The 11,865-nt window shown below is 63.8% G+C and carries 12 protein-coding genes; 8 read left to right on the forward strand and 4 right to left on the reverse strand.

Annotated elements, in window-relative coordinates:
- Window positions 1-45: 45 nt before the first annotated feature.
- Window positions 46-1,359 carry a hypothetical protein gene (locus ACR9Y2_RS32590; protein ID WP_435046059.1) on the forward strand — a complete coding sequence of 438 codons (1,314 nt, stop codon included), beginning with the start codon at window positions 46-48 and terminating at the stop codon, window positions 1,357-1,359.
- A gap of 42 nt (window positions 1,360-1,401) precedes the next feature.
- On the opposite strand, the gene ACR9Y2_RS32595 is transcribed toward ACR9Y2_RS32590, so the two are convergent.
- Window positions 1,402-3,351: a TolC family protein gene (locus tag ACR9Y2_RS32595; protein WP_435046060.1), complete on the reverse strand. Its 1,950-nt coding sequence runs from the start codon at window positions 3,349-3,351 to the stop codon at window positions 1,402-1,404.
- A 232-nt stretch (window positions 3,352-3,583) separates the two neighbouring features.
- Between ACR9Y2_RS32595 and pyrE the strand changes: the two genes are divergently transcribed.
- From pyrE to ACR9Y2_RS32630, 7 genes are read left to right on the forward strand one after another with little or no spacing between them, the layout of a single operon-like run.
- A complete protein-coding gene (gene pyrE / locus ACR9Y2_RS32600) occupies window positions 3,584-4,177 on the forward strand; it encodes an orotate phosphoribosyltransferase (protein WP_435046061.1) in 594 nt (197 codons plus the stop codon).
- 8 nt (window positions 4,178-4,185) lie between these two features.
- The gene (truA, locus tag ACR9Y2_RS32605) at window positions 4,186-4,929 is read left to right on the forward strand and encodes a tRNA pseudouridine(38-40) synthase TruA (protein WP_435046062.1); all 744 of its coding nucleotides are present in this window, start codon (window positions 4,186-4,188) and stop codon (window positions 4,927-4,929) included.
- Window positions 4,930-4,931: 2 nt separating this feature from the next.
- Window positions 4,932-5,873, forward strand: coding sequence for a nucleoside hydrolase (locus ACR9Y2_RS32610; protein WP_435046063.1), 942 nt, complete (start codon window positions 4,932-4,934; stop codon window positions 5,871-5,873).
- A 33-nt stretch (window positions 5,874-5,906) separates the two neighbouring features.
- Window positions 5,907-6,326: a DUF6677 family protein gene (locus tag ACR9Y2_RS32615; RefSeq protein WP_435046064.1), complete on the forward strand. Its 420-nt coding sequence runs from the start codon at window positions 5,907-5,909 to the stop codon at window positions 6,324-6,326.
- A 4-nt stretch (window positions 6,327-6,330) separates the two neighbouring features.
- Complete coding sequence (locus ACR9Y2_RS32620) at window positions 6,331-6,516, forward strand: hypothetical protein (protein ID WP_435046065.1); 186 nt, start codon at window positions 6,331-6,333, stop codon at window positions 6,514-6,516.
- Between the two features lie 7 nt (window positions 6,517-6,523).
- Window positions 6,524-7,303 carry a class I SAM-dependent methyltransferase gene (locus tag ACR9Y2_RS32625; RefSeq protein ID WP_435046066.1) on the forward strand — a complete coding sequence of 260 codons (780 nt, stop codon included), beginning with the start codon at window positions 6,524-6,526 and terminating at the stop codon, window positions 7,301-7,303.
- A 31-nt stretch (window positions 7,304-7,334) separates the two neighbouring features.
- Entirely contained in the window at window positions 7,335-7,871 is a 537-nt protein-coding gene (locus tag ACR9Y2_RS32630; protein ID WP_435046067.1) for a YkgJ family cysteine cluster protein, read from the forward strand.
- Here the strand turns inward: ACR9Y2_RS32630 and ACR9Y2_RS32635 are convergent.
- Genes ACR9Y2_RS32635 through ACR9Y2_RS32645 form a run of 3 tightly spaced genes read right to left on the reverse strand, consistent with a single transcriptional unit; the run spans window position 7,837 to window position 11,822 of the window.
- Entirely contained in the window at window positions 7,837-8,766 is a 930-nt protein-coding gene (locus tag ACR9Y2_RS32635; RefSeq protein ID WP_435046068.1) for a hypothetical protein, read from the reverse strand. The genes ACR9Y2_RS32630 and ACR9Y2_RS32635 overlap by 35 nt on opposite strands.
- Window positions 8,767-8,808: 42 nt before the next feature.
- Entirely contained in the window at window positions 8,809-11,472 is a 2,664-nt protein-coding gene (locus ACR9Y2_RS32640) for an ADOP family duplicated permease (RefSeq protein WP_435046069.1), read from the reverse strand.
- Entirely contained in the window at window positions 11,469-11,822 is a 354-nt protein-coding gene (locus ACR9Y2_RS32645) for a PadR family transcriptional regulator (RefSeq protein WP_435046070.1), read from the reverse strand. The genes ACR9Y2_RS32640 and ACR9Y2_RS32645 overlap by 4 nt, the downstream gene beginning before the upstream one ends.
- Window positions 11,823-11,865: the final 43 nt, after the last annotated feature.

Raw genomic sequence — 11,865 nt, forward strand, 5'->3', positions numbered from 1 at the left:
AATTGCTGCAAAACGGTTAAGGTGTTAGCATTGCTGTGGCGTAACATGGCACATAAGGCCACTCCCGACCCCGTGCCGTCCTCCGCGGCCACAAATCCCGCGATGCAGGATGCCGGAGTGCGCAACACGGAAGCGTTCGATGAGTTGCGCCGTGTTTTGGACAGCCAGGAATTCACCGGCTCCGAGCGCGGCCGCACGTTACTGGCGTACCTCGTCGAGAATGCCCTGAGCGGCGGCCTGGAGCGCCTGAAGGAACGCACCATCGGCATCGAGATCTTCGGCCGCGATGCCTCCTACGATACCGGACAGGACGCCATTGTCCGTGTGTCAGCGAATAGCGTGCGAAAACGCCTGCAAGCCTACTATGCCCGCGTGCCCAATGGCTCAAGTATCCGGATCGTCCTGCCTGCTGGTACCTATGCCCCCGAGTTTCAGCGGGTTGTGGAGCCGGCGGAGGCGGCCTCAGCCGTGCCGGCTACCGTCCCCATGGCGACCCGGCCCGCATCGAGCAATACCCCCATGCTGATCGCCTTGGCGGCGCTTCTGGCGGTTTGCGCGGCTCTGGGCTATCAGAACTGGCGGCTGCGCTCCACCGTGGCCGCTCCGCCGCGTCTCGACATCCTGCCGTGGTCGGCGCTGGCCAATCGCACCGACACCGGTATCGTCCTCACCGACGCCAATTTCACGCTCCATAAGTCCTTTAATCATCGCGAGATGACCTTGGCCGAGTACTCCAGTCTCGACTGGCTGTACGAACTCAAGGCGCAGGCTCCGGCCATGCTGCCACTCAGCGGCGTGCCCTATACCAGCGTCGCCAGCGCGGTCACCGCTGCGAAGATTGGGATCCTGTTGGACCACGCCGGAGCCAGTTCCTTTGTCCGTTCCGCCCGCAGCATGCAGGTGGATGATTTCAAAGAAGACCGCGCCATGGTCCTGCTGGGCAGCGCCCCTTCCAACCCTTGGGCGGAACTGGTGAATGACAACCTGAACTTCCACGTCAGCGTGGACGTGGCGCGCGGAATCCAGCTTGTGCTCAACCGTGCGCCGCGGCCGGGCGAAGCGGCCTCCTATGTGCCCACGGCCCAGAACCAGGCGGCCGGCATCGCCTACGCCGTGGTGGCGCTGCTGCCCAACCTGGCCAACAAGGGACCCATTCTGCTCATCGCGGGCACCAATGCCAATGCCACCCAGGCGGCCGGCGAGTTCCTGACAGATCTACCCCTACTGCGGGCGGAGTTGCGGCAACGTAATATTCAGCCCGGGGTAAAGGTGCGGAAGCTGGAGCTGCTGCTGAGGGTGGATTGCATGAATTCGGGGGCCAGTCGCACGGAAGTCATTGCTCATCGCTTGACTCCCTAGCAACTGGCCCCCGTCGACAGGCCCGAGGAGGTAGGCCGAGGTCTAATTCTGTGGCGTCGTAATCGGCCGCGAGCTCTTGCCAGCCCGCGCCTCATTCACTTCCACTTTGTACTTGTTGAGGATCTGAGCCGTCGCCAAATCCAATTGTACTCTCGCACGGCTGTAGCCGGCCAGTGCCGAAACTTCCGTGCCCTGCGCCTGTGCCAGGTCGCGCTGCGTCTGGACCACCAGGAACGCCGTCGAGGCGCCCAAGGCATACTTCTTGTTCTCCGCGTCCAGCGTCTGCTGCTGCAGGACGCGCGCCTTCACCGCCGAATCGTACCGCGCCTTGGCCTGGATGACGGCGATCTGCGCATTCTGCACGTTCACGCGGATGTCGTTGATCTGCCGCTGGGCGTTGATTTCCTGCTGGCGCAGCGAAAGAGTATCGCGGACGTAGTCGGCTTTGGCCGTACGGTTCCGGATGGGCACGTTCAGGCTGAAGGCGATGGAATAGTCCGGAAAGTTGCGCCGGAACAACTGGGAGAGGGCTGTGCTGTAGCCGCCCTGGAAGAAGGGATCCACATTGTGTACAACGGGGTCCTGCCCTGCCGGGGCGGGCACTGTGTTGGCGGGACCAGCCAAGCCGTTGTTCGTCGCAGTGGCCTGCACTTGCAGGGAGGGCAGCAGCGCGTTGCGGCTGCCATTCAAACCGATCTTCGTATTGTCGATATTGATCTGGGTCTGGGCCACATCCGGCCGCTCCCTCAGCGCCGTGTCCACCAGTTGCTTAAGATCGATCGTCAGGTCGATCGTCGGCTGGATCAGCGTGTCGGTGGGTACGATGCGGGCCTCCGACAGGCTGGGGCTGGCCACACCCGTGCGGCTGAGCGCACTCTTCACGATCGTCTCCTGCTGCAGCAGCGAGGTCTCCGAATTCGTCAGGTCCTGCTGGGCCTGGGCGACGTTGGCTTCCGCACGGACGATTTCGATCGGCGCCAGGGTGCCGATCTCCACCTGCTTCTTATTGTCCTCATAGAACTTTTGCGCCACTTCGAGGGCCTTCTTCTTTACCTTGAGGTCCTCGCTATAGCTCACCAGGTCCCAATAGAGGTTCACGATGCCCGCGACCGTGGTCATCACCTGCTGCTTGAACGTCAGGTCCGAGAGCCGGATGTTGTTCTTCGCCACCCGGATGTTGCGGTTGTTCACAGCCAGCCCCCACCCCTGCAACAGATTCTGCGTGATCTGCAGAGTCATGTTGGGATTCCAGCCGGGGTTGATGTCGCTGCGGTAGTTGTTCGATTTGAACCAGGTGTTGTTCCAGCCGTAGCTCATGGTCGTGCCGGTGAGCCACGATTGCTGATAGCCCGCGCTCCAGTAGCGAGAGTCGGAGATCAACGCCGTCGTACCGGTGGTCACCGTGTTGGACTGCGGCGAGGAACGGTGGCCGAACTGGCTGGAGAAGTAGAAAGACGGGTCAAGATTTGGGATCGAGGTACCGGTCTGCGTAATCACGGCGCCGCCGGCGCTGGAGGTCGTGCTGCTGGAACCGGACGTATTGCTCGACGTGCCGCCCGTGGCGCCGCCGGTTACCTGCGACTGGGCGGAGCCGGAGGTGCTGCTGACAGCCGTCGGAACACCGCGCAACAAGCCGCCGGCCTGGGCGCGCAGTAAATCCGCTTGCGCTAATTGAGGCGTATAGCGCTGAAGCTCGAGATCCAGGTTGTTCTCCAGGGCGAGTGCGATCACATCGTCCAGCCCGAGATAGATCTTGCCGCCGCGAATGAGAGCTTCCAGGCGGCTGGAGTTCTGCAGGTTGATCGGTGCGACATCGGCCTGCTTGTAGTCGCGGAGAAAGAACCGGCCCTTGGCCTGCGGGAATGTCGAAAAATCGGTGTTCACGGCCGAGGACGCGGGCGTTCCCGGCGCCTGCGGAGCCTGAGCCAGGCTGGCCGGTGCAATCATGAGCGCCGCGAGGAACACGGCGAGAATCGGTCGGATCAAATTCATCTTGAGAACTTCCTGCTTTGTATGGATGCTCGGCTTATTGCGTTTTTAGGTCAAAACTCTAGAACGCTGCTGACGAGGCGGATGTTCCTGCAAAATCAACTCAATGGTAGCGCAGGGACGCCCCCGGAAACCCTAGCCCGCGGATGAAATGTGTCCGCTTTCGGACAGACTGTAGCGATGGTGGGACGAATCACACTCACCCGGGCGGCTCCAATGTTAGACTATTCGCGAAGTGGCACTCTCTTCTGAATCCCTCCTGGACATCTTCCGCCAGACCGGCGCGTACTTGAAAGGACACTTCCGGCTGACCAGTGGGTTACACTCCCCCGAATATTTGCAGTGCGCCCTGGTCCTGCAGCATCCCAATCACGCCGAGACCTGCGGCCGGGAACTGGCCGCGGCCATCACCGCCGCCACCGGAACATCTTCCGTGGATGTTGTTGTATCTCCAGCCATGGGCGGTCTCATGATCGGCCACGAAGTGGCTCGCGCCTTCGGTGTCCGTCATATCTTCACGGAACGCGATACAGATCGAAAGATGACTCTCCGTAGAGGGTTCTCCCTTCAGCCCGGTGAACGGGCCGTCGTCATCGAAGACGTCATCACCACCGGCGGCAGCACCCTGGAAGTAGTCGAACTGCTCAAGGCGGCCGGCGCGGAAGTGGTGGCGGCCGGCTCCGTCATCGACCGCAGCGGCGGCAAAGCCGACGTCAGTGTCCCACGAGCCGCTCTCGTCACGCTGAATGTCACCACCTACAATCCGGCCGAATGCCCGCTATGCCAGCAGGGTTTGCCCGTGGTCAAGCCCGGCTCGCGCCCTTCCTGAGCCGGCCCATGCGCCGCATCCGCATCACCGTCGCCTACGATGGCACGGAGTTCCACGGCTGGCAGGTCCAACCCGGCCTGCCCACCATACAGGGCTGGTTGGAACAGATTCTCACAGGCATCGAGAGCGCACCCGTACACGTCCATGGCAGTGGTCGCACCGACGCCGGAGTCCACGCCCTCGCCCAGGTCGCTGCCTTCGATCTGGAGAATCCCATCCCCTGCGACAACCTGCGCAAGGCGGTCAATCGCCTGCTGCCGCGCTCCATTCGGGTCACAGCCGTGGAAGAGGCCGCCGCCGCCTTCCATCCCCGCTTTCAGGCGAAGGAGAAGACTTATGAGTACAGGATCTGGCGCGAGGAGATCTGTCCGCCCATGCGCCGCCTCTATGTCTTCCACCATCCTTATCCTTTGAATGAGGCCGCCATCACCGCCGCCGCTCCGCTGCTGGAAGGCGAGCACGACTTCACGGCCTTCGCCGCCGCCGACGAGAAAGACGAACTCGGCCGCTCCAAGGTCCGCCGCATCTTTGCGTCCAGCGTGTGGCGCGAGGGCGGGGAACTGGTGTATCGTGTCCGCGGCAGCGGCTTTTTGAAGCACATGGTCCGCATGATCATGGGCACGCTGCTCGAGGTGGGCAAAGGCAACCTGACCGCAGACGATCTGCTGGCCCGCCTGCAACCCGGCTATCCGGCCAAATCGGGACCCGCCGTCCCGGCCTCCGGACTCTGCCTGCTGAATGTGGAGTATTAACCATGAAACGTAAGCTCGCCATTCTGTTTCTTGCCGCCGCCTTGGCGTTGAGCGCGGCTCCCCCCATCCCGGTCATCTTCGATACCGACATGGGCAACGACATCGACGACGCGCTGGCGCTGGCCATGCTCCACAGCCTGGAGTCGCGCGGCGAAATCCGCCTGGTCGCCGTCACCGTCACCAAAGACAATCCCTGGGCTCCACGTTTTGTGAGCGCGGTGAATACCTTCTACGGCCGCGCCGCCATCCCCATCGGCATGGTGAAGAACGGCGTCACCAAAGAGGATGGCAACTACCTCCGCAAATCCATCGACGGCGGCCGCTATCCTTTCAGCAATCAGACCCAGGACGCGGTGGAACTCCTTAGGCAGACCCTCGCCGCACAGCCGGACGGCAGCGTGGTCGTCATTCAAGTCGGCTTCTCCACGAATCTGGCCAGGCTGCTGGACTCGCCCGGAGGACGGGAGTTGATCGCGAAGAAAGTGAAGCTGCTGTCCCTCATGGCCGGAGATTTTACGAACCACGGTCCCGAGTACAACGTTAAGGAAGATGTGCCCAGTGCGAAGAAGCTCGTGGCCGGCTGGCCGACGCCCACGGTCTGGAGCGGCTTCGAGATCGGGCAGACCATCAAGTTTCCGGCCCGCTCCATCAGCAACGATTTCGCCTGGTCCGCGAAGAATCCGGTGGTCGACGGCTATAAGAACTACATGAAGTTTCCCTACGACCGGGAAACCTGGGATCTGACGGCTGTGCTCGCCGCCCTGCGGCCCGATGCCGGCTATTTTACGTTGTCCCAACCCGGTCAGGTGGCCGTGGACGACAAGGGCATGACGAAGTTCCAGGCCGCCGCCAACGGCCGTGACCGGTATTTGATTGTCAACGATTTACAGCGCGCCCGGGTGCTGGAAGCGCTCATCTGGCTGGCCACGCAGCCGGTTCACTAAAGAGGTCATGTTAGGCTGATAGAGACACTACCTATGAGCGAAAAGGTCATGAGTCCGTACCCGGCGATGCCGCCGATCACGAAGTGGCTGCCCATTGTCGCAGTCGCCTGGCTGGTGCCGGGCGGCGGCCATTTCCTGTTGAAAAAGACCTATCGCGGCGCGATCCTCTGCGGCTGTTCCGTCATCATGTTCCTGCTGGGACTCACGATGCGCGGCTACATGTTCCAGCCCATGACCGGCGACCTGCTCACCACCATCATCTATGTGGGCGGTTTCCTGGCCGATCTCTCCAATGGGGTGCTCTACATCCTTGCCAAGATGTTCGGCTATTCCGCGCCCGACATCGCGGGCCACACCGTCGATTACGGCACTAAGTTCCTCGTCGCCGCCGGACTCTTCAATGTTCTGGCCGTTGTCGACGCCTTCGAAATCGCCGTGGGACGCAAGGACTAGCAGCATGCCCAAGATCAATCTCTCCCATTTCGAAGCCACCATGCTCTTCGCCCTGTTCACCAGCGCCGTGCTGGGCGTGGTGACCAAGAAGACCGACAAGGAACGCCTGCACTACGGCCTGACGTCGTTCGGCTGGTTCGCCGCCACCGTCTTCGGCCTCGGCTGGCTGATGTTCCTGGGCCATCGCTAAAGATCTCATGGCGGCCCCCGAAAACGGGCCTGACACCCGCCAGGTCCTGGAACGCGAGCTGCGCTATCACGAGGAGCTCTACTCCGGCTTCGCCCAGATGCATTTCGCCCGTCCAGCCGTACGCGCCCTACGGCGCAACATGGTGCGGCGCATCTTAACCCGGACGCGGATCCAACCCAACGCCCGCGTCCTCAGTATCGGCTGCGGCATCGGCGATACGGAACTCCTGCTCGCTCCGCATACGGGCCATGTCACCTGCCTCGACCTCTCCCCCGCCGCCATCCGCCAGGGCCGCGCCGACGCCGAACGCCAGGGCATCCGCAATGTCGAATTCGTGGAAGGTACTTCGGACGCCGTGGCCGGCCGCAAGTTCGACGCGGTGATCGCCATCTTCTTCCTGCACCACCTGCCGGATCCCGCACTGGAGCGCTTTCCCCGGGAACTGAATGAACTGCTGGAGCCCGGCGGGGCGTTCTATTCGCTCGACCCCAGTGTCAACCGCCTCTCCGGCAAAGTGGGCCGCCTGCTGGTGCCCAAACTCATGGAGCACTACCAGACCGACGATGAACGCGAACTGCATCCCGGCCGCACAGCCGAACTCTTCCGGAGCGCCTTCCCGGTAGTCCACCTCGATTTCTACGACTTCGGATCCTCGCCCCTGGCCGGACTGTTCCCCGGCTGGGCCGCCGGCTATCACCTCGCCCGCTGGGCCGATAACGCAATCCTGACCCTCCCGCCGTTGCGCCGCATGGGCAGCAATTTCGAGATCATCGCTCACAAAGACTGAAGGTGTATCCTGAAACTTGGTCACGGATCTGGTGCAAATCCGGAGTCTGGCCGACGCAAAGGAACCCGAAAACATTGAGTTTCGGCGCTTCCTGCGCCATCACCACATCCCTGACCAGGCCTTCTACGACGTCGCCGTCGAGGTCGAACACCACATCGACTGCCAGGCCTGCGCCAACTGCTGCCGCCAGACCCGTGTCAACGTCAACGCCGCGGAGATCGCCCGCATCGCTGCCTTCCTCCACGACCCCGTGGAAACAGACCTGCACGAATACGTCGAAGAGGATCCTGCCGATCACCGGCTCATGCTGCACCAGGAAAACGACGCGTGCGTCTTCCTCGATGGCAATCTCTGCCTGATCTACGAAGCCCGTCCGGACGCCTGCCACAACTTCCCGCATGTGGATGCGCACGGCTCGACTCTGGGCAGCCGGATGTCATCCGTTGTCCGCAATGCGTGGATCTGCCCCATCCTCTACAACGCGCTGGAGGAGCATAAACACCGCACCGGCTGGCATCACCACAAAGCGCAGTTTACTGGCACTTCCCCTGGCACACCGTCTCGCTGATCTTCTGCAGCGGGCCCAGTTCCTTCGTGCTGTTCACGGAAGGGCGCTGCACAGCGAACACCTGCACTACGCTGCCGTCGCCGCTCTGCTTTGAGGTGAAGACTTGCTTCTCGCGCAATTGCATGGCGCTGCTGTCGGGGATCGCACGGCCGGGCGCCGCCGGTCCAAACACATCCACTTCGCGCTTCTCCGTACCGTCCGCCGCCTTGGTCACCCGGGCCACCGTCTGCCGCGCCAGCTTCAAACTGCCCGAGGTAGCGGATTCATACTCGTCCACCTGCTCCTGCTGCACGCCGCCCTCGGTCTTCGATCGGACCACCTTACGGCCGGCCTCCGAGAACCGGCCGTTCGCGTCTTTCGTGTAGACCGTTTCGTCGCGCTCGCTGGAGGTCTTCTCCTTCGTCTCCTGCGCCACGCGCCGCTCCACGCGCTCAAAGCCGCCGTTGATCGTATTGCGCTCCACGTCGGTCTCCGTCACCGCCGTATTGCCGGATTTGCGGGTCGAACTCACGGTCCGCTCCGCCGGCTGCATACTGCCGTTGAGGTCGCCGCGGTACACCGTCGACTTCTCCACGGCCGTCCCGTCCTGGCGCGTCTCCGTCTCGATCACCACTTTTTCCGGTGGCAGCGGATTGCCGGTCACGTCATAGCGCTTCACCGTACGCTCCACCACGCGCACGCCGCCCTCGTTCCGGATCACCTTCTCTTCCACTTTTTCAATCGGAACCGTGCGGCCATTCAGGTTGCGCTGCGTCTGCGCCGTCCGCCCGTCGCCGGCCTGGCTCTGCGACCAGTCGACGCGATGTCCATTGATGTCATAAACCGCGGTGGTCGACTGGCTCTGCTGCGCCAACAGGGCCGCCGGCAAGGCGAGTAGGAACGCAATGGTCCTCATGCCCTGATTATCGGCCGAAGGCGCGCCGGTCTTTATGGGCGCCTACTCCTCCCGCAAGGCGCGTAAGGGATCCACCCGGCCGGCGCGGATCGAAGGCACCACCATCGAGAGCGCAGCCGAGCCCAGCAGCAGCAACAAGACCAGACCGTAAAGCCGCCCATCCCAGGCCCCTACGCCCATCTGCGCCGTGAAGCGCGACAGGATCTTCACCAGGCCCGCGGCAAACGGCAGGCCAACCAGCAGGCCCACCACCACGGGCTTCAACCCCGCCTTCATCATCAGGGACGAAACCTCGCCCGCCTTCGCCCCCAGCGCCAGCCGGATGCCCAACTCCCGGGTCCTCTGGCTGACTGCAAAGGCCAACACTCCGTAGATGCCCACCATCGCCAGCACCACCGCCAGTCCGCTGATCGCCGCCACCACTCCGGCCAACGGCTTCATTGCGGCGAGCATGTCCTCATAGACCAGCGTCAGCGTCTGCGTCCCCCGCACCAGGCCCGGCTCATACCCCAGCCGCAACTCCTGCAGCGCGTGCCCTAACGCCGTCCCCTCGCCACTGAACCGGGTCAATAGAAACGCCCGCCCGTGCGCCAGCGCCATGGGCAGATACACCACATTCGGGCTCTCTGTCGGGATGGGGCCCGTGGAGGCCACCACGCCGATCACCTGTGCCCGGATCCGTCCACCCGGCTGCTCCAATTCCAGACGCTTACCCAGCGGATCCACTCCCGGGAAGAACGCCCGCGCCGCCTCCTGCGCCAGCACCGCCGGCCACACCTCGGCGCTGGTCCACTCCAACTCCGCCGGAGAAAACGTCCGGCCCAACCGCAGCGGCAGGCCCATCGCCGGAAAGTAGCCGCCATCGGTCAGCCGCGCTGCGCCGCCCCGGCGCGAGCCATCCGGCAGCACGATCTCGCGCTGGTGAGCCCCGCGCATCGGCAGGCCATCGGAAAACGACACCACCTGGACCCCCGGCAGCACCGCCACCCGTCTTCGCAACTCGTCCTGCGCCCGCAGCGCCCGCGCCGCATCGTACGTCTCCGTACGGAACCACAGATCCGTCACCATCAGGGTATCCGGCCGGAACTGGCTGCCCATCTCACGCACCGACTCCACCGTGCGCAGCAGCAATCCCGAGCCCAGCAGCAGCACCAGGCTCGCCGCCACCTGCACCGACACCAGCCAGCCCCGGAACCGTCGCCGCCCCGACCACACCGACCCCGTGCCCTTCAGCGACGAATAGATGTCCAGCTTCACGGATTCGAAAGCGGGCGCCATCCCCGCCAATAGTCCGGCCAGCAGCGCCGCCGCCGCCGTATAGGCCAGGATTCTCAGATCCAGGTGGAACTCCGGCGCCAGTATCGGCCTCTGCGGAGCGGGAATGATGATCGCCAGCAACGGCGGCACTCGCAGCGCCAGCCACAGGCTCAAGGCCCCCGCGCCCGCCGCCAGCAGCACGCTCTCTGTGAAGAGTTGCCGCAGCAGCCGCCCGCGGCCCGCCCCCAGGCTCAACCGCACCGCCACCTCCCGCTGCCGCACCGCCGCCCGCGACAGCAGCAGCGAGGCCACGTTCGAGCACGCAATCAGCAGCACCAGGCCCATCGCCGCCTGCAGCAGCGGCAGGATCAGCATCAGCTTGGGACGCAGGAACGGCCGCTGTACCATCGATCCGTTCGTCACCAGTACATCCATCGACTCGCGCGGATTCTGTGTATCGAACTGCCGCGCCACCGCATTCAACTCCTCATGCAGCTGCCGCAGGTTCGCCCCCGGCTTCAGCCGGCCCGTCACTTCCAGCCACCGTGTGGTGTGGAACAGCCCCGCGTCCGCGCCCAACAGGCGCTGGAACGACAGCGGAGCGACGAAATCCGCCGCACCCATGGCGCGGTTGTCGAAGGACTCCGGCAGCACGCCGATGACGGTCAGTGTCCGCCCCTCCAGCCGCACCTTCTGGCCCAGCACGCCGGTATCGGCGCGAAAAGTCTCCCGCCACCGCCGTTCCCCGATCAGCGCGACAGAGCCGTCGCCCGCCGGCGCGCACTCATCCTGCGTGAACCAACGCCCCAACAGCGGCTGCCGTACCCCCACCACGCTCATGGCGTCGCACGAGACGAGTTTCACGCGCGTCGGATTGGCGGTCGTGTCGCTGGCTTCATAGGCCGGACGCCACTCGCTCCAGCCCGCCAGTTGGTACAGCGACGGCGCCTGGCTCTGAAACGCCAGGAATTCGTCATACGAGACCCCGCGATCGCCCTCCTGCGCCCACTGCCCGTTCGGCGCCGCCACCAGCTTCTGCGGATAAAACTGGACAAAACCCCGGCCGTCCACGTCCGCCTGGCCACGCAGCATTACTGTGTTCAGGAAGGTAAAGACGCTGCTGTTCGCCCCAATGCCCAATGCCAGCGTCCCAATCGCCGCCGCCGCGAAGACCGGATTCCGCCGCCAGCCCCGCAGGGCATACAGGATGTCCTGCCACGCCGACTCCAGCAGCGGCCAGCCCCGCTGGTCCTGGTTCTCTTCTTTCAACGAGTCGACGCCGCCCAGCTTCAGCCGCGCCGCCCGCCGCGCGTCCCGCTCACTCAGCCCCCTCGCCCGGTATTCGTCCGTCAACATCGCCAGGTGAGCGGCCAGTTCCTCGTCAAATTCAGCGTCCAGGCGGCGCTTGCCCCACAGCGCCCGCAGTTTCGCCAGCAGCAGCTTCCTCATGCCGGGCCACCCCCCTTCAGCGCAAACAGCTTCTCCATCACATCCGACAGCCGCTGCCAGTTGTGCGTCTCACTGGCCAACTGTTTGCGCCCGTCTTCACTGATCGCGTAGAACTTCGCCTTCCGCTTGTTGTCGGATTCGCCCCACTCTGAACTGATCCAGCCGCGCTGTTCCAGCCGCACCAGCGATGCGTAGATCGTCCCTTGATTCAATAGGATGGAGTCGCCGCTCACCTGCTCGATGCGCCGCGCAATGCCGTATCCGTGCAGCCGCCCCAGCGCCAGCAGCGTCTGCAGGACCATCAGGTCCAGCGTCCCTTGCAGCAGTTCCAAACGTTCCGGTTCCGACATCGTGCAGTCTCCTCTGGGATGACCACATATATGCCATAATTCA

It is taken from the genome of Paludibaculum fermentans, from assembly GCF_051172195.1.
Lineage (GTDB): Bacteria > Acidobacteriota > Terriglobia > Bryobacterales > Bryobacteraceae > Paludibaculum > Paludibaculum fermentans_A.